The organism is Embleya hyalina, assembly GCF_003967355.1.
Taxonomy (GTDB): domain Bacteria; phylum Actinomycetota; class Actinomycetes; order Streptomycetales; family Streptomycetaceae; genus Embleya; species Embleya hyalina.
On the sequence record NZ_BIFH01000022.1, the window covers coordinates 300,030 to 318,681 of the forward strand.

The window sequence follows — 18,652 nt, forward strand, 5'->3', positions numbered from 1 at the left end:
GGCAAGGAACCCGGGCCGTCCACGGCCGACCCGACCCGGCCCGAGGGCGGCCGACCGCGCCGCCATGGAGTTCGGCACCGACTGACCCCCGACACGCACGCGGGCCCGTCCCTCCCGGGGCGGACCCGCGCCGGCGAGGCCTCCGCCGCGTCAACCGTGGCGGCTCCCGATGAGCGCGACCGGCACGGAGCGATGCCCCGCCGCCGATCCCCCGTCGACCCCGGTGGTGTGCAGCATCAGGTCGGTGTCCCCGATGCCCGCCCACCCGAGCATGTAGCCGAGCAGCGAGGTCCGTCCGGCCGCCCCTGTGTGGAAGCCGTTCGCACGCACCCTCTGCAAGACGGCTTCCTGATACTCGTGCGCCCGCGTCGACAACGCCTCGTCGCCGAGGATGCCACCGGCAGCGAGCAGCGACTGGACCACGCCGCTGCTGCCGTGGCAGACCGACAGGTCGACCGGCCGATCGACGGGAAGCCGCGTCGCCTTGTCCACCAGCGTGGTCAACCGCCCATCGGTCAACCACTCCCGCCGACCGGCCGAGCACAGTATCTCCGCCGACGTCAACAACATGCCGGCGGCACCATTGCACCATCCCGTCGACTGGGACTCCTCGCCGGATTCCCACCGCCCGATCAGCCAGTCGGCCGCTTCCTTGGCCAGGGCATCGTCACCGAGGACGCGCCCCATGCGGGCGGCGGCCCAGCGCAATCCGAGCTCGCCGTGCGCCACGTCGAACCACGCCACCGTCCGCGCCGCCCCGATGTGGCCCAGGACCGGGTCGCGCAGCCGTCCCAACCACGATTCGCCGCACGGAACACCGCCGTTGCCCGCTTCGAGACGGGACAGCAGGACCATCAACAGGCCGGCCGGACCGTTCGCCAGATCGGTTTCCAGCAGCTGCGCCGCCGACCGTTCGTCGACCCCGACCAGTACCCGCTCCAGCCAGTCGGGGTCCACCGCGGCGGGTCTCGTGAGCAGCATCGAGGAGGCACCGGAGAACACCGACTCCGGAGTCTCCATCAACACCTCGGCGTATTCCGCCGCCAGCGCGTCAAGACCACGATCCGCGTCGAGACCGACGCCCGCCGGAACACCGCCCTGCTCTGCGGCCCGCGTCAGGAACGAGACGATGCCGCCGACGTCGTGGAACGAGATGCAGTTGCCCGGGGTGATGGTCATGGCCCGGCGTCCGGGGCCGATCCCGCACAACCAGCCGACCTGCGCACCGTCAGCGGTTTCGAAGGTCACGCCGATGTCCGCGATCGTGCGCGCGATCTTCGGCCACCACGTCCCCGGGCGCGTGCCGTTCGACAGGGTGGGGGCGAACACGCCCACCGCCGACAGCCCGGCGGGGTTCTCGTCGTCGAACAGCTCGCCGAAGCACTCCTCCAGCAGGAAGTGGTGGTAACGATCCGTACGGGCCGAGTTGAGCGCGACGCCCCGCCTCGCGTGGTCGAGTGCCGACGTGCGGAACACCCCCGGTATCCGGACCCTCGACGTCGCCAGTTCCGACGAGTCGGCCCGTGAGCTGAAATAGGGCACGTTGCCGGTACTCAGACAGGCCCGCTCCTCGGCGCCGATCCGGCGCGCCGCCTCGGCCGAAAGTCCGTCGGAGAAGTCCCGAAGCAGCCCGAGCAGTCGTACGGCCTCCTCCGCACGAGCCAGGTAGTCCGGATGCGTGGACGCGTCGATGAAGCGGCCGTACACCAGCGTCGCGCGCACCACGTACCGGATGCGCATGTCCGGATAGGCGTCGAGGATCGTCGTGATGCCGTCGCCGCGGACGAACGCGAGGGCGTCGAAGTACCCCGCCAGCAAGTCGGCGAAGTAATCCGTCGCGGATACCGGCGATTCCCCCAGGCGCGGCACGTTGCCCCGATGCCGGTAGACGATGGGTTCGCGGCGCACGGAGATGTTGTCCGTGCCGTTGTCACGAACGACGGTGCTGGTCAACTTCGAGCTCTGGTCGCCGGCGACCCCCACGCCCGCCATGAAGAAGTCGACCGGGGAGCCCGGGTGCACCATGGGGACGAGCATCGTGGAGACGACCGAGAGCTTCATCTGGTTGATCAACGTGTGCGCCAGGGTGTCGTTGTCCACGCCGGAGTCGGGCCGCAGGATCGTTTCGGTGTCGATCAGGCAGGGGTGCTCACCGCGCGCCAACAGGTTCTCGTCATGCAGATCGGACGCTCCGATGGCACCGAGGATCGCGCAGATGGAGCCGAACCGGTAGAAGTACCGGGCGGGTTGCTCCGGCGTGTCCATGGCCTGCGCCGGGATGAACTGCTGCCAACCGTGCGATCCCACGGTCAGGGAGAGCGGTAGACACTCCCGCAACGAGAAGGACAGGTGCGGATCTGCCGCGGCATACAGGTCCCGCACGAAGCGATCCGTGGTCAGGGTACGCGGCTTGAAGACCACCCGCGTATCGTCGCCGAGCCGGACCCCGATCACCTGGCGATTGTCGTTGTGCGGGTCCGCTCCGGTGAGGAAGATGCCGGTGACGAGTTCGTCGTCCGCCGAGGTGGCACCGATCAGACCGGCGGCCCGCAGGGCGGGCCGATCCTCGGCGTAGGCGACGAACAGGTCGGTGTACGCGTCCAGCGCATTGCGCAGGACGGTCTCCAGACGGCGCTCCAGGACGGGATATCGGCCGATGATCCGCGAGCAGGTACCGGGTTCGTCGAGATGTCGCCGAAAGCGCCGCAGTGCCCGATCACCGTCCACGGTCCTGGGCAACCCGTGATCCGCACGGAAGGAGTGGAACTCGCCGATCAGCATGCGGAACGCGTGCGCCTCGACGTTCGCCGACAGTGCCGACCAGACCTGGTGCGACACCTCGTCGAGGTGTTCCGGATCGACGACCGCGACCATCACCTCGCGCAGACCGTCGGCCACGACGCTTCTCGGCACCAGGTGCGTGTAGAACGGTACGAAGGCGTCGATCGCCACATTCGGATTCGTCATGCGGACTCGCCTCTCAGCAGGGCGTCGAGTGAATTCTCCGAGTACAGGTCCGGGTACACCGAGCCGGCTGCCAACAGCTGTGCGTGGCTGCCCTGTTCCACCACCCGCCCGCGGTCGAGCACATAGATGTGATCGGCCGATTTGATCGTCGCCAGGCGGTGGGCAATGATGATTTGGGTCGCGCCCATCTCTCGGATGATGTTCGCGACCCGGCGCTCGTTCACCGTGTCCAGCGAGGCCGTCGCCTCGTCGAGCAGGAGAATCGAGGGGCGCTGGAGAAGCGCGCGCACGATGGCCAGGCGCTGACGCTGACCGCCGGAGAAGTTCGCCCCCATTTCCGACACCAGTGTGTCGAGCCCCATGGGCAGGTCTTCCAGGAAGTCGAGAATCCCGACGCCGGCGCAGTATTCGTGGACCTTCTCCCGGGAAATGTCCTGACCCATCGTCAGATTCTCCAGGATGGTGCGATTGTGCAGGTGCACCTCCTGCGGGATGTATCCGATGTTTCGGCGCAGCGCTTCCCGGTCGTACTCGCCCGCGTCCCGGCCGCCGAATCGCACGGTGCCGCCGGTCGGATCGTAGAGACCGCAGATGATCCGTCCGAGGGTGCTCTTGCCCGAGCCCGACGCCCCGACGAGCGCCACCTTGGCGCCGGCCTCGATGTCCATCGAGACGTCCTGCACAGTCAATTCACTGTGCCTGGTGTATCGGAAGCTGACGTTCTCCAGCCGGATCGACGTCGAGGCGAGTTCCGTCACGGTGCCGCCGGGTGTCTCCGACGGCGTCCTGACGATGTCGGCCAGCCTGCCCATGTACCGGGACGCCTCGGCGAACTCCGTGTAGGTCTGGAACACCGAGGTGGACAGGGCGAAATAGGTTCCCGACACCGTCTGCACCGCGATCGCCCCGCCCAGCGACATCTGTCCGTGGCTGACGAAGTACAGGCTGGACAGCAGCACGATCAGCGGCCCGAACATCTGGGTCGTGGTCGTCAGGCCCGAGATCCGTCCCTGTTGCAGGCGCATCCGGGTCTTCATCGCGTCCAGCGACGCGGCGTAGACCTCGCCCCAGGCATCGACGAACTCGCGGGCGTAGCCGCCCATCTTGATCGTCGGGACCGAGACGATCGCATCCAGCTGCGCCGACTGGCTCTTGCTCAACAGGCTGATCTCCGCGTCGACCGCTTCGAGGACGCGGACGCGCGTCTTGACCAGGTAGGCCGCGTTGAGCAGGGACAGGAACGCCGCGATCAGGCCCAGTCGCCACTCGGCGACGAACAGGTATCCGGTCACGCACGCCAGGGTCCCGACGTCCATGATTCCCTGGGCCACCCGCGAGGACAGCAGGTCCCTGATCACGTTGACGCTGCTCAGCCGGAACAGGAGTTCGCCCGGTTGTCGGGTGGTGAAGAACTTGTACGGCAGGGACAGCAGCTTGGTGAAGGTGTGGGTCATCAGGTGCCTGCCCAGCAGCGCGACCACCGAGGACAGGACGAGGACGCGGACCAGGTACAGGACGAAGTACCCGGCCGCCACGGCCAGGATGACCGCGATCACCGTGCCCAGGTCGGCGAGGCCCTGCCAACGCGCGAACCGGTCGACCGCCCATTCGGTCAGCATCGGTACCCCGAGGACCGCCGCGTATCCGCTCAACGACAACAGCGCCACCAGGGCGATGCGTTCGCGGGATCCGTCCGCGAAGAGCGGGATACCGCGCCAGTCGGCGAGGATCGGCCGCCGAGTGCGCTCGAAGTCGGGGCCGGCCTCGGCGGACACCGCGATGCCGCTGAAACCGGCCTGGAGTTCCTCCCGGCTCAGCCGCCGTCGTCCCACGGCCGGATCCATGACGATCGCGCTGCGACCGTCGAAGCGTTCGAGGACGACGAAGTGGTAGCCCTCCCAGTACAGGATCGTGGGCGAGGTGAACTTCTCCAGCGCGGCGATGCCCTTGACCCGAAAGAGCCTCGCGTCCATGCCGCGTGAGCGCAGGAATCGCGCCAGTTGGCCGGCGCTCAGGCCGTCCCGACCCGCCTCGATGTCCTGCCGCGCGCTCGACAGGTCCTCCGCCCGGCCGTGATGGCGCAACAGCGCGACGACGCAGCACAATCCGCATTCCGTCTGCGTCACCTGGGTGACGGTCGGCACCCGACGCGCCTGCTTCGACCCGCGGTCGCCGATGGCGATTCCCATGTCATCGGCCCTCGACCGTCACCGTGATCGGGGAGATGCGCATGCCCCGATCGAGACGATTGACGAGATGCACCACGATGCCGGCGCTGCCGACCATCAGGCTGTTCGTGTGCGCGTACCGGCTCGTGCGGTCCTCGATCTTGCGGACGACGACGTCGGGTCGCAACCAGGTGCGTTCGATCCTCGCCACGTCGTCGCGCAGCGACGCGTCACCGGCGGCGAGGGTGGACAGGATGTCGTGGTTGCCGAGATCGCCGTGGCACCAGGTCAGGTTGCGGCCGAAGCCGCGACGCTTCATGGTGGCGACGGCGGTGTCGCGCAGGCGCGCGACGGAGTCGTCACCGGAGACGGTGTGGTAGGCGGACAACGCGAGGGCGATGCCGGCCGCGCCGTGGCACCACCCGGTCGAGAACGTCGACGGTGTGGCCACGTTGGAGAACCAGTCGTCCTCCTTCGGGTCGTGGAACACCCGCAACCGGTCGATCAGTCGGGACAGCGCCGCCTCGACGACGTGGCGCCGGTCGGGCGCGACCCGGGGATACGCCCGGCTCAGTGCCTCGACGACTCCGCCGACCCCGTGCCCGCAGCCGGACTGGTCCAGGACCGGCCGATGGCCGTCATCGCCCGGCAACGCCTCCGCGAGCGCGCAGGCCACCGTCGTGATCGAGGCGTCCCGGTCCGGTCCGCCGATCGCCGCCACGCACGACAACACCCCGGCCAGACCGCCGATGACATCCAGGGACGCCTCGGCCGGCGACTGGTCGCGCACGTGGTCCAGCACCGCCGGCACCGCCCGCTGCGCGACGGTCGTCCACTCGTCCCGGCCCAGGATCCGACCCGCCGCCGCCAGGGCGAACAGCGTGCCGGGCAGGCCGGTGTAGGCCGAGAGCCCGGCCTGTCGCACGGCGCGCACATCGTACGTGTCGCCGGCCAGGAGATCGGCGGTGGCGGAGAAGACCCGGGTGGCCAGGTCGCGATGGTTCGGGTTGTCCAGGGCCCGCCCGGCGGCGGCCAGGGCCAGCGCGGGGCCGACCCGTCCGGTGTACAGGTCGAACCCGAGCACCCCCGGCGGCCACGGCCGATCGGCCCGGGCCGACGCCAGGGGGCCGATCCAGGTCGGGGGGAGATCGTCGAACCGATCGGGCATCGCCGTGGCGACCAGGTGGTCGCACAGCCGAGTCACCAGCGAGGCCAACGCATCCCCGGAGTACCCGGGCGACCGCCGCGCCGACGCAGTGTGCGGCCAGCCCTCGTCCGGGTCGTTGTCGGCCGCGGCCAGGTGGTTGTCGGGAAAGCGGCACGAGAAGGCGGAGTGGACGAGCCGGAGTTGCTCGCTCAGGACGAACTCCGTCAGGTTCGTCGCCTTGGCCCGGGCCAGGTCGATCGGCGGCTCGGGAAACGCGGCCACCACCGCGGCGCCGTCCCCGTCCCGAAGGATCACATCCGTGGCGGCGACGATGAAGTAGGGAACGTCGCGCTCCGCGAGCTGCCGCAACTCGGACCGTACGATCTCCGGCGCCGAGGTCGTGCTGGGGATCGCGATGCGCTTCAACACGGCGAGATACGCGGACTCGTCGTCCATGGCACCGGCCCCGGATGCCATCCGCAACAGCTGCCCGTAGAGCATGGTCGGATTGTGGATGTAGCGGATGCGGACACCGGACATCGTCCGGTGGAGCAGATCGTTCCACCCCTCCCGGTCCGCCATCACCGCCCGGCACACCCTCGTGAATCCGGACGCCATCCGCTCGCCCAACGCATGGGTCTCCCGCTCGCTCAGATCGCCGACGACCGTCGGCCGCTCCCCCACCGCCTGCGTCTCCAGGCTCAGCCGCACCCGATCGGTGAACGCGTCCTCGAACCGCATCGTCTTCAACGGCATGTCGCCGCGGCCCTGGTCGCCGAGAAAGCCGAGGTCGACATGGCCGCCGTCCTCCCCCTTCCCGGACAGGACCAGCGGCAGGATGCCGATTCCGTATACCGACTGCCCGATCGTCTCGTGCGCGTTTCCCCGGATCTGGGCCGTCGGGCCGACATGGTTCCGCTCCGGATGCAGGATGGTCTCGAGGTCGATGGGTACCGGACCGCGGCGGGTCGCCACGATGTTTTCGAGGTGCATGTCCCGGGCGTTGAGCAGATACATCACAGCGGCCAACTCGCCGCTCTCGTACATGAATTCCGCAGCCCGATCGGAGACGTCCGCCGCCTCGACGTAGGCCACGTAGCCGTAGCCGTCCCGGTCCAGAACCCGCGCGGCGACCAGGGACGTCCCCAGCCGATCGTTGAGCGCGTCGACGAGGACCGCGTACGCGGCCTCGCAGGAGACATCTCGGGGCTTGTATGCCAGCCGCCTGCCGGAGCCGAACGCGAGGAGGCAGACACTGCGACCGTGATGGTGGGTGTCTCCCGCGGAGAACCCGCAGGAGACGATCACATCGGTGGGGTCGATGCCGAACGTGCTCCCGATCGCCTCCCGGTCGGCGCGCAGTCGGCCGCAGAGTTCGCGGAAGCTGTCCGCCTCGGTGCGCAGCAGGGTGCGCGTGACGGCACGCAGCACCGGGAACTCGAGTCCGGTCCAGTCCTCCAGGCGACCTCGGCCGGCCTGCTCGACGAAGTACGCGTACCGCTCCGCAGGGTCCGCGCCCCGGAGCAGGCCGCCTCGACGCGCGTGGTTGACGGCGACCACCAGCGGCCGGATGTACACCTCGCGCAAGCGCGCCTCGGTGCGTTCGAGGAGTTGTTCCAGGATCACCCGGGGATCGCCGAACAACTCCCGGAAGGGGCCGACCGGATCCGCCCGCGCCACGGCGGCGGCGACCCCTTTGACGATGCGTTGAAACGGATACTCTTCCGGCCGGCCGATCCACTCCTCCACCGTCGCCCGCGTACCGTCGCTCGGCGTTTCGGATGCCGCATCGGTTTCGTGCGCGCGAAGCGGGCCGACAATCTGTTCGTCGAATCGGGCCAGCGGTGCGATCACCTCGTCGAATTCGGCGTCGTCCAGCTCCGGATAGTACGTGGCCGATGAATTCACGTCGATTTGCTCCATCTTCGCGTGGTGTTGTGCGCGGGGGCGGAATGGAGGCCGTCGCCGGCCCCCATTCCGCCTCGATGAACTACCGGCTCACCGAACCGCGTTCGGTCGCCCTCAGCACTTGCTGGAGCACGCGGTCGTGGGACACATGGTCGCGGTGATCAGCGTGATCGTGGCGACGCACAGTGCCGACGTGGTGAAACCGCCGTAGACATCCGCCTCGCTCAACTCGATGAGTTCGGCCTCGTCGTAGCGGCCGAGGCTGTCGGTGTCCTTTTCCATGGCACGCTCCCTTCCCGGTCGATTCCCATCAGTTGCAGCTTCGCTGGCATTCCTTGGTCAGCGTGCACCAGTTGCCGTGGTTCCCGAGATCATTGCTGAAGATGGTGATCGTCGTGATGGTGATGGAACCGGTGCCGGCGTAGTACGCCGCGTCGTGCTGGAGATCCTGGTCCGCGATCTCCTCCAGCAGCGAAATGTCGCCCTCGTACATCGGGTTCATGTGTGTCACCCCCTTTCCCGTCTTCGATGGGGGTGCCGACCAGGTCGATCGATCGGCGACCCGGGTGACATCTTTGCCTGCCGAAATGCACCGGCAGCATGGTCCGAAAACGGAATACGCACGCGTTCCGCATGAGCCGTGCATACGGCCTGCATGCGCCGTCTCAGGCGCGGTACCCGCCGGCGAGGGGGGCGTGGTCGGCGACCAGACGCAGCGCCTCGCCCCGGTCCCAGTTGAGGGCGGCGGTACGCATCGCCGCGGCGTGGGGCGGCAGATCGAGACCCAGGTCGTCGGCGAACAGCGCCTGACACCGGTTGATCGCGTCGAGGGCGGCGGCGGCATCGCCGTTGATGCAGTGCACCGCGGCCAGCAGTTCCCAAAAGCGCTGCCGATAGGGCGCCTCGGCGAGGGTGCTTTCGATGCGGTAGGTGAGCATGTCGGTGCGGTTGGCGATGACGCAGGCGGTGAACAGATCCTGATAGGCGTCGAAGCGCGCGCCGTTGAGGCCGGCGGCGTGGGCGTTGAACCACCGCGTCGACGGCAGATTCTGCCCGAACGGGCCACGCCACAGGCCGATGGCCTCTTCCAGCGCGGCGACCGCCCGTTCGGGTTCGCCGTGCAGGAGCAGGCTTCGGCCGTGCCGTGCGGCCAGCATGAACATGGGGATGTCGAACTCCTCGGGGGCGACCTCGAGCGCGTACCCGCTCTGACCGCCCCGGTAGGTCTTGACCCGGCAGCTGAGCCCGGGTTCGACCTCGTCCAGGTCGCGTCTGAGACCCGCCAAATGGCTGCGGATGTTCGCCGTGGCCGAGGCCGGGGGTTCGTCCCACAACAGATCGGCGAATTCACCGACGGTGATGCACTGTCCCGCTCGAAGCAGGAAGGCGGTGAGCATCGCCTGGCGGACGGGCGAGGCCGAGTCGACACCACCACGTACGTGCAGTGGACCAAGAATGCTGAAGAGCATCGGTGTTTCCAACCTCACGTTCGGATCGCGTGGCAACTGTGAAGCTGTGCGGTTCGGGCCCGCGCAGGGGCCGTGCTTGTCGTACACCGGGCGACCCGTCCGGGACGCCGCCGGCCGATCGGCCGCAAGTCTTGCCGGAGCCGGCGGGCGGAACAACGGCGAGCGCTTGTTCCGAACACCTCGTGCGCGTCCGCCCTGCTCACAGCCCTGTCCCGATCCGTCCCGAACACCCGCGAACCCCACAGGCAGCACTGTCCGTATAAGGAGCTTGACTACAGGGTGATGAACGGTCGTCGGGCATACACCATCCGGGGCACCCGTCGAGGCTGCCACCCGCGGGTTCGATGGCCGAATGGCGATGGTTCCCGAGCAGGGTGAGGTTGAAGGAGAAGTCCGTCGCGGCCGGTGCCACAGCAAGGCGGTCGTCGGCTGGGCGATGGCCGACCATTTCAAAACCTCGCTCGTCGCCTCGGCTCTCGACATGGCCCGGGGACGCATGCGGATCGAGAAAAACGCGATCTTCCATTCCGATCGCGGCAGCAACGATGGCCGAGTCCTTCTTCGGCGCGCTGAAGAACGAATGCCTGAACCGGTACGTCTTCACGAATCACGCGAAGGCACGCCGCGAGGTTGTCAGATACATCGAGGGACCCTGTTGCCCAATTAAATGAAGCCCCGGTGATCAACGGGTGCGTGCTCTCCTGAGACCCGAGGGTGGTGAGTGCTGACTCATGGACGCGGACGAGGCGTCCAATCAGGGAACGGGGGTGGCGTGTGTCCATGTGGGCCGGCTCGGGAGTGGAGGTTCCCGCGGGGACGCGGGAGGTGGCGCGGGCGGCGTTTCCCAAGGGCTGCCTGGCGTTGAGGATCCGTGACGGCCTCGGGCCGCTGTTTCGGGACACGGAGTTCAAGGACGCGTTCGGAGTCCGTGGACGTCCGGGTGTCTCACCCGGCCGATTGGCCTTGGTGAGCGTCTTGCAGTTCGCCGAGAAGCTCACCGACCGTCAGGCCGCGCACGCGGTGCGGGCCAGAATCGATGTGAAGTATCTGCTCGGTCTGGAACTGACCGATCCGGGCTTCGATCACACCGTGTTGACCGGGTTTCGGGAACGGCTGCTGACTCATGGCCTGGAGGAGAGGATCCTGGACCTGCTCCTGGAACGGTTGGCCGGAATGGGGTTGGTCGCCCCCGGCGGGCGGCAGCGCACCGACTTTGCCTGGAGTTCGTCGGCGAAACACCGCGGGTTGCGCTGGATGCGCTTGCGGCGGCGGCCCCGGACCGGCTGCGTGTGTGGATGGAACCGGCGTAGCAGGAACGCTACGGAGCACGTATCGATGCATACCGGCTCCCGGTCGACGAACGGGAACGACTCGATATGGCTCGGCGGATCGCCGAGGATGGACATCGGCTGCTCGAAGCGGTCTTCGCGCCGGCAGCGCCTCCATGGTTGCGGGAGATTCCCGCCGTCACCGTTCTGCGCACGGTGTGGGTGCAGCAGTTCACCCGCACCGTCGGTGACGGCGAACAGGAGGTGACCTGGCGGGGGAAGGACGATCTCCCGCCGAGCAGGGTACTGATCGCCTCGCCTCGTGATCCACAGGCCCAGTACGCGAAGAAGCGCGCATCCGCCTGGGTCGGTTACAAGGTCCACCTCAGTGAAAGCTACGACGATCCCGGACGGTCTCGGCGCCCGCACTTGATCACCCACGTCGTCACGACTGACGCCACGGTCAACGACGCGATGGTCGTCAAGGATGTTCACGACCGTCTCACCGGCAGGAACCTGTTGCCCCCGGAGCACCTCCTGGATGCGGGCTACACCTCTGCCGAACTCCTGCCGACGGCACCGTCTCTCCGCGGTGTCGACGTCGTCGGCCCGGTGCGGTCGAACAACACCCGCCAGTCTCGCGAGGCGGACGGCTTCGGCAGGACCGCCTTCACCATCGACCGGCAGGCCGAGCACGCCGTTTGCCCGACCGGGGCCAAGAGCCGATACCGGACAGCCGGGTTGGACAACCCCCTGCCCGGTGCGTGACCGATGCACTCGATCCACCGGATACGGACGACAATCGACCGTCCGGCCCCGGGAACAGGATGCCGTATTGGAGTGCGTCCGGGCCGAACAGTCCACAGACGCGTGGAAGGAACGCCACGCGGCCCGCGCAGGAGTCGAAGGCACCATCCATCAGGCCCTCGCGGTCGCCGGGATCCGCAGGGCCCGCTACATCGGGCGGGCCAAGACGCACCTCGCACACGTTCCCACCGCGACCGCCGTCAACCTCATTCGCCTGGACGCCTGGTGGAACGAAGTCCCGCTCGCCCGCACGCGTGCTTCCCGGCCGGCCACTCTCGACCTCGCAACGTGAACCCAATTGGGCAACAGGGTCATCGAGGGCTTCTACAATCGCCGACGACTCCACTCCGCCCTGGGATACCGCACACCCCTCGAAGCCCTGCAAAACCACCACGAGCTCGGACTCGCCGCATAAAAAGTCAGCGAACAAGGCGTCCGGAAAACGCGGGCCCCTCACACCCGGCGGAAGTTGCGGCCGCAACGCCTCCCACTCCGCGTCGCTCGCCTCATGACGCCGAATCACACCCGAGATCATCCCTCAACCCGAGCCGGATGGAGGATACTTCCCGGGGGTGGCAGCAGCGCGGTGATGAGCAGGGCGCCGAGCGCCACGCAGATCGCGCCCACCGTGAGGCCGCGTGGGTAGCCCATGATGGCCAGCGTGGCCACCCCGACGGCGCCGCCGATCTGTTGGACCGAGGTGAACAGGGCCGAGCCGAGGCCGGCGTCGTCCTCGGTGGTGTCGGCGACCGCGGCTGCGGCCAGGACGGGCAGGCTCAGGCCGTTGCCGACGCTCAGGATGAGCATGCCGGGCAGGACGTGGGCCGCGTAGGAGTCGCCGGCTGCCACGCCGGAGAGCAGGAGCAGGCCGGCGACGTTGATCGCGAACGCGAGCAGGAGTGCCCAGCGCGTCCCGATTCGGAGCCGGATGCGCGAGGACATCCACATGCCCGTCAGGATGCCGGCGCCGTAGGGCAGATAGGCGATGCCGGCCAGGAGGGGGGTGTACCCCAGGGCGGTCTGCACCCGGATCATCAGGAGGAACGCCATCGCGTACATCGCCATGGAGAACAACAAGGTCGCGCCGTTGGCGACTGCGCGCGTCCGCGAGAGCAGGAACGACCTCGGCACCAGCGGCGCCGCCGCCCGCGACTCCGCCAACCGGAACGCAACTGCGAGCACGGCCGCAAGGGCGAGGGCAGCGATGACGATCGGATCGTTCCAGCCGGTTTCACCCGACCGCAGCAGGCCGTACACCAGCGACACCGCGGCGCCGGTGAGCAGGACGGCGCCGGGAACATCGAGGTGGCGCGGGCCGGAGGCGCGGGACTCGGGGACCAGACGGGGCAGCAGTGCCAGGGCCACGGCGACGACGGGCAGGTTGATCAGAAAGATCCCGCGCCAGGACACCAGGTCGGTGAGCGCTCCGGACAGGATCAGGCCGGAGGTCCCGCCCAGGGCCGCGATGCCGCCCCAGATGCCCAGGACTTTGGCCCGCTCCCTCGGTTCCGGGTACATGAGCACGATCATCGACATTGCCGCCGGGCTGGCCATCGCGGCGCCCGCGCCCTGCACGAACCGCCCGATGACGAGTTGCCAGGGTTCCTCGGCGAGCCCGCACGCCAGGCTGGCTGCCCCGAACAGCGCCACGCCGGTGAGGAACACCCGGCGTCGGCCCAGCAGGTCCGCCATCCGGCCGCACAGGAGCAGCAGTCCACCGAAGGCAAGGAAGTAGGCGTTGACCACCCAGGGCAACTCGGAGGCACTGAAGCCGAGTTCGTCGCGGATGCTGGGCAGGGCCACACTGACGACGGTGTCGTCGAGCACGAGCATGAACTGGACCAGGCACAGCATGATCATCGGCATGCGGTCACACTAGGATCCGCCGCATTTTGGCCACAATCCGCGATGGGGCCAGACTGTGTCGCATGGAGGACAGCCGTATGCAGGACGTGGGCGCGATCCTCGTCGGCCGTTTCCCACTGGCCTCGGGAGACCGGATCCCCGCGCACCGTCACACTCACCACCAGCTCGCGTGGACCCGGAGCGGAGTACTGAGCGTCGGTGTGGGCGAGGTGTACTGGGTCCTGCCGCCCACCAGGGCGCTGTGGCTGCCCGCGGGCGTCACCCACACGACCGGCGCGACCCGCGGCGCGGTGCTGTGCAGCCTGTACCTGCCGCCGGAACACTGCGCCCTGGACTGGCCCGAACCCACCGCCGTCGGCGTCGACGGCCTGCTGGCCGAGCTGATCGGGTACCTCGCCCGCACCGACCTCGCCGACGAAGCGCGACGGCGTGCCGAGGCTCTGGTGCCCGATTTGCTGCACCCGCTGCCCACCCGGCCCATCGACGTACCGCAACCTACCGATGAACGCGTCCGCGCAGTGGCCGCCGCGCTACTGGCGGATCCGGCCGACCCCCGCAGCCTGGAGGCTCACGCCCGCGCCGCGGGGGTGAGCCGGCGGACGTTGACGCGGCTGTTCGTACAGGACACAGGCATGAGCTTCGAGCATTGGCGAACCCAGGTGCGCCTGCGGGCCGCGCTGCCGCTGTTGGCCGAGGGGCAGCCGGTTTCACGGGTGGCGCACGCTGTGGGGTACGCCACGGCGAGCGCGTTCCTGGCGGCATTCCGCCGCACGGTCGGCACCACGCCCAGGCGCTACCTGCACAGCCGTTGAACTGTTCCCTCCCGGGTGCGCGGGTCCCGGTGGTGACGGGGTGGCGCCGGGTTTCGGCGAGGTGGTCCAGGCGAAACGCGTCAAGTCCGGTTTGGTGATGCGTTCGGTGCCGTCGAAGATCGCGGTGACGGCGGCTTGGCGGATGAGGTGGGAGGGGGCTGCCGATCCGTCCGGTGGTGCGTTGGCGGGTGGTACGCGGGGAGGCGATGGTGGTGTTCCGGCGCGCTCGGTGTGTGTTTCGGGTCGAGGGCGGTTTCCACGCCGGTGATCAACTCGGTGAACGGTTCGCGTGTGCCGAGCGGCGCGGGGAACGCCCCGCACTCGACCAGCGAGGCCCGTCCGGCGAGCCCGGCCCCGCGTACACCCGCGAACAACGCGGTCGCCACCACGTCGATGCCCGCGTACACGAACGTCGCGCCGATGCGTTCGGTGAGGTCTTTTCGGCAGGTCCGCGGTCTTCGCACCGGTGGTGGTGCGCGGGTCGAGGACGGCGGGTTCTCGTCGACGAGGACGGAGGGACACCGGCCCGGTCGTACGTGTGGCAGACGGCCTCGGCGATCCGGGCCTGCGTCGCCCGGGCGGTGACGGGGACGCCGAGGTGGCGGGCGAATTCGGCGGCCGGGGCCTTCGCGGTCGCGCCCGGTGGCACGAGGACGTACGCCACCGGCCCCACCCTTCCACCCCTCCATTCCTGCGCCGCGTTGGGCGGTCTCCGCGAGGTGGCAGGCGCGTCCGACGCGGGTGCAGTGCGGTGGTCTTCCCGGCTGCGGCGGGGCCGCCGGCGATCAATGCCGGTCGGGCGGTGTCCGGGTCCGCGTCGCCCGTCCGGGGGTCCCGGTGCGTGACATCGAACGCCACCACGGTTCGGTGTGCCCGCGCGCGTGCCGCCGGGCGACCCGCCACGTCGCGCCGATGGGGGCGGCACGCCGTGGCAGGCGTCCGGGCGGGCCCGGCCTTCGTCGACACCCCGACCTCGGCCTTCCCGGACCGCCGTCGAGACCTCCGAGGATCGGCAGCCGGCGTCCATGCGGTGCGAGCTCCCGCATGCCCTCTCGGCTGCCGTGGGGTTCCCGCGGCCGAGTGCTCGTGGGGCCGTCCGGGTGATGGAGGCCCGTGTCCGGCGCCCTGTCGGGCGGATGGATGGTTGGGTTGATGCGTCCCATCCCGTCCGGAGGAGAACCATGCGCGTGCGCCTCGTGGTCCGGTACTCGCCCCGTCCACCGACGACGGCGGGGTACGACTCCCGGACGGGGTCGGCGTGTGCGTCACGGCCTGCCGGTCCGTCGTGGTGTCGGGTGTCGCTCTGCGATGCCCGGCCCGCGTGCGCGGACGTGCCCCGCACGGCAGGGCGGGGCCGCCCGTGCCTGTGTGGCGCGCCGAACCGTGCAGCGGCAACGTCCTCACGCGAAGGTGTTCGAAATGGTGGCTGAGAACGGCGGCCGGTCCGTCTTCTACGACAACCCCGGGTACGAGATCCCCACCTTCGTCGCGGGAGAAGGCGCACCGAAGGGCGCGGAGATCGAGGCGGTTTCCGACGGAGGCGCCATCGGCAGCGAACTGGCTCTTCCTCCCTATCTCGACGCGCTGCGCGAGGCAGTCACGAAGGACAGCGGATTCAGGGAGATCACCCGGGACAACGTGGCTTGCATGGCGCCTTACACGGGGTCCGACGAGATCGAGATCGGCCCGGGAAGCCGCCCCGACCACTCCAGGGTGGACCGCGTCTTCGCCGACTGGATCCTGGCGCGGCGCAGGCTGCCCTACGCGCTGATCGGGCACTACGGGGACGTCGAGACGATCTCCAACCCGTATCCCCTCGCCTTCGCCGGCAAACTCACCCGGCATTACCTGCACCAGGTGAGTACCCACACCGTCAAGGGGGCGATGAGCTGCACGTATTCCGTCTCGGAGTCGGTGAGCCGGACCGACAGTGAAACCTCGGGCTGGTCGGTCGGCGGCACGGTCGGCGTCCAGGTGGGGCAGCAGAGCACGGTGCAAGGGTCGAGTGATTTCAACTTTTCCGTGAGCCACAGCGAGACCGAGAGTACGTCGTGGACCCAAGGCACCGACGAAAGCTCCGAACTGACCGTCGAGGCGGCCAAGTGGGGCCGCATCGACATCTATGGCGCGGGCGGTGTCTACGACGGGTTCGTCTTCGTGGACGTCGGCTCGGCCCATCAATCGGGCGGAGCCTACTACCCGCTTCCACCGCTCACCGTCGCACGCAACGGCAACAGCTCCTACAAACGTTTCGTGGCGTTGTGTGTCACCGGCTTCTTCGTGAAGTCCCCGAACGCTCCGCACCCGACCGTCTGGATCCCACGCATCTGGGACGACGGCACGCAGGCACCCACGACCGACTTCCCCTACACGGAAATCTCCCACAACCCCTGAACCCGCAACGGTGAGCCGCCCGAACACCGAACACGGCGGCAAAGCCGGAGCCGATCCCGTGCGCGGCCTACGGTATGCCCCCTGCATAACAGCGGTCGACCCACGATCCGCAGCGTCCGAGAAACCGAGCCACGTGCAGCGGTGCGTTCTGGACGGGAACGCTATGGGTTTGACCCCGCGCCATCCACACGAAGCCCGCCACCCGGGACGGACCCACCGGCCGACCGCTCCGCCGCCACACCCCGCTCGATTCCCCGAACGCCCGGTTCGCCGAACGACGAACGCGCTCCGACCGCGCGGGCGAGCACCAAGTCCGTCAGCCCCGGGCGACCCCCGATACCGGGGATGTCGATACCCGGCCAGCCACCGCGGGTTCGCCGCCGACACCCGATCCGGCCGCCCCAACTGCCGATGGACCCAGCCGACCCGCGTACACGCCCCGGCCATCACCGCCGCGGCCTGCAGCGCTCGCAGCCCGCCCGCGCCGGGCGAGCCCGGGCAGTCGGCCGGCCGAGCGGGCCGTCCCCGTGGCGGGCGAAGAGATGCGGTACTCACGAGCGTGTCCGCCCGTCCACCGCGTCGCGCCACAGCAGCAGTCCCGTCAAGCCCACCACCACCCGCGAATCACGGGCCGCATCACCAACCGCCCACGTATCGCGTTCGACCCCGAGGATACGTGCCGCCCGCGGTCGACGATCACTACGATCCGGGCCCGCCACCGTCCCGACAGGACCTGGAACGTCGTCACCGGATGCGGGCTCCGAATGCCACCGCCGGCAGCGCGTTTGCTGCCTGTCGTGTCGTCGGGGCGGCTCCCGAGCCCCGGCCGGACCCGCAGCGTTCCCTCGCCCATGCCTGTGTGTACCGGCATGGGGCAGGGCCACTCGGATCAGTCGGTGAGTTCGAGGACGACGCGCAGCGCGGCGGACACCCGTGTCATCACGGCCGGGTCGACGGTTCCCAGGTAGGTGCCGGAGCGGATGCGTTTGTCGGTGAGGGCGACCAGGTCGACCGCGACGACCGCTCCCGCGACCGGCTCGGGGATCGGCACCGTCACCACCGTGTCCGGGGCGCCTCCGGTCCGGTCGATCGTCACGCACACCAACGTCCCCGGCAGCGCGCGGATGGCCGCGTCCGACTCGACGATCATCACGGCCCGCACCTTGGTGGCCAGCGCCACCTCCCAGACCTGCCCACGAGCGAGGTTCACGCGACGTCCTCGCCGAACACGTCCGCGAGCTCCTCCGCGTCCTCGCCGTGCCGACCGCGCCACGCCTCGATCGCCTCGCCCGCCTCACGCAACACCTCGGCCCGCAACGCCCGCTCGACATACGCCGACAGATTCCCCGCCGACGCGGCCTTGGCCGTGGCCAACAGGTCCGCGGGAATCGTCACCGTGACCCGTTCCCTATTCGCCATACCGGAAATCATACGCAACGTATGACGACTCTTCGGCGTTCGACGCCGCGACAGCGGTCTGCCACGAAGCCCGAGCGAGGAAATTGACACCCCGGCGAGAGATCCCCACGGATACCGGGTCACCGGCTGCCGGAACCGGCGGGTCGGACGGCCCTATGTCCTCGACGGGCTTCGCCCTCGAGCCCGACCCCGCCTCGATCTCGTTGCGAATCTCACTTCCACCGAACACGAACCCCCACCCGATACCGCCCTTCACCAGCGCATGCCGAGTTCGGTCGGAAGCCGTCCGGCTCTTCGGACAGGGAACGCCGCCGGGTGCGTTGGTTGTTGACCCAGTTGCCCAGCCGTACCGCGACGATCTCCCCGGCTCGGATACCCGTGTCGGCTCGGCCCCCGCTCTTCGTCCCCGCCCTCCGGGTCCGGTGCG

General features: G+C 69.1%; 14 protein-coding genes and 1 pseudogene. 6 read left to right on the plus strand and 9 right to left on the minus strand.

Going from position 1 to position 18,652, the window contains the following annotated elements; genetic code table 11:
* Window positions 1–150: 150 nt before the first annotated feature.
* From lanM to EMA17_RS23450, 6 genes are all read right to left on the minus strand, one after another.
* Entirely contained in the window at window positions 151–2,967 is a 2,817-nt protein-coding gene (lanM, locus tag EMA17_RS23430) for a type 2 lanthipeptide synthetase LanM (protein WP_126639081.1), read from the minus strand.
* Window positions 2,964–5,156 carry a peptidase domain-containing ABC transporter gene (locus EMA17_RS23435; RefSeq protein ID WP_126639082.1) on the minus strand — a complete coding sequence of 731 codons (2,193 nt, stop codon included), beginning with the start codon at window positions 5,154–5,156 and terminating at the stop codon, window positions 2,964–2,966. Before EMA17_RS23435 ends, lanM begins: the two co-directional genes overlap by 4 nt.
* Before the next feature lies 1 nt (window position 5,157).
* A complete protein-coding gene (locus EMA17_RS23440) occupies window positions 5,158–8,190 on the minus strand; it encodes a type 2 lanthipeptide synthetase LanM family protein (protein ID WP_126639083.1) in 3,033 nt (1,010 codons plus the stop codon).
* Window positions 8,191–8,304: 114 nt separating this feature from the next.
* Window positions 8,305–8,472 carry a class II lanthipeptide, LchA2/BrtA2 family gene (locus EMA17_RS52585; protein ID WP_170222218.1) on the minus strand — a complete coding sequence of 56 codons (168 nt, stop codon included), beginning with the start codon at window positions 8,470–8,472 and terminating at the stop codon, window positions 8,305–8,307.
* A 28-nt stretch (window positions 8,473–8,500) separates the two neighbouring features.
* Window positions 8,501–8,692: a plantaricin C family lantibiotic gene (locus tag EMA17_RS23445; protein WP_126639118.1), complete on the minus strand. Its 192-nt coding sequence runs from the start codon at window positions 8,690–8,692 to the stop codon at window positions 8,501–8,503.
* Between the two features lie 163 nt (window positions 8,693–8,855).
* Window positions 8,856–9,659, minus strand: coding sequence for an AfsR/SARP family transcriptional regulator (locus EMA17_RS23450; protein ID WP_126639084.1), 804 nt, complete (start codon window positions 9,657–9,659; stop codon window positions 8,856–8,858).
* 545 nt (window positions 9,660–10,204) lie between these two features.
* On the opposite strand from EMA17_RS23450, the gene EMA17_RS56035 reads away from it, so the two are divergent.
* From EMA17_RS56035 to EMA17_RS54240, 4 genes and pseudogenes are all read left to right on the plus strand, one after another.
* On the plus strand, window positions 10,205–10,330 hold the full coding sequence (locus EMA17_RS56035; protein WP_160161528.1) for an IS3 family transposase: 126 nt from the start codon (window positions 10,205–10,207) through the stop codon (window positions 10,328–10,330).
* A 109-nt stretch (window positions 10,331–10,439) separates the two neighbouring features.
* A pseudogene (locus tag EMA17_RS54230) lies at window positions 10,440–10,712 on the plus strand (transposase family protein); the annotation flags it as partial.
* Between the two features lie 323 nt (window positions 10,713–11,035).
* On the plus strand, window positions 11,036–11,695 hold the full coding sequence (locus EMA17_RS54235; protein ID WP_246126848.1) for a hypothetical protein: 660 nt from the start codon (window positions 11,036–11,038) through the stop codon (window positions 11,693–11,695).
* Window positions 11,688–12,026: a transposase gene (locus EMA17_RS54240; protein ID WP_246126840.1), complete on the plus strand. Its 339-nt coding sequence runs from the start codon at window positions 11,688–11,690 to the stop codon at window positions 12,024–12,026. The genes EMA17_RS54235 and EMA17_RS54240 overlap by 8 nt, the downstream gene beginning before the upstream one ends.
* Before the next feature lie 239 nt (window positions 12,027–12,265).
* Here the strand turns inward: EMA17_RS54240 and EMA17_RS23465 are convergent, their stop codons facing one another.
* Entirely contained in the window at window positions 12,266–13,600 is a 1,335-nt protein-coding gene (locus tag EMA17_RS23465; protein WP_218042995.1) for an MFS transporter, read from the minus strand.
* 62 nt (window positions 13,601–13,662) lie between these two features.
* On the opposite strand from EMA17_RS23465, the gene EMA17_RS23470 reads away from it, so the two are divergent.
* Both EMA17_RS23470 and EMA17_RS23480 read left to right on the plus strand, forming a co-directional pair.
* Entirely contained in the window at window positions 13,663–14,412 is a 750-nt protein-coding gene (locus EMA17_RS23470) for a helix-turn-helix transcriptional regulator (RefSeq protein ID WP_126639086.1), read from the plus strand.
* Window positions 14,413–15,831: 1,419 nt separating this feature from the next.
* A complete protein-coding gene (locus EMA17_RS23480; RefSeq protein WP_126639087.1) occupies window positions 15,832–16,806 on the plus strand; it encodes a hypothetical protein in 975 nt (324 codons plus the stop codon).
* Window positions 16,807–17,695: 889 nt separating this feature from the next.
* Here the strand turns inward: EMA17_RS23480 and EMA17_RS23485 are convergent.
* Window positions 17,696–18,016: a type II toxin-antitoxin system PemK/MazF family toxin gene (locus tag EMA17_RS23485; RefSeq protein WP_126639088.1), complete on the minus strand. Its 321-nt coding sequence runs from the start codon at window positions 18,014–18,016 to the stop codon at window positions 17,696–17,698.
* Window positions 18,013–18,225, minus strand: a complete 213-nt coding sequence (locus tag EMA17_RS23490; RefSeq protein WP_126639089.1) for a type II toxin-antitoxin system CcdA family antitoxin — start codon at window positions 18,223–18,225, stop codon at window positions 18,013–18,015. The genes EMA17_RS23485 and EMA17_RS23490 overlap by 4 nt, the downstream gene beginning before the upstream one ends.
* Window positions 18,226–18,652: the final 427 nt, after the last annotated feature.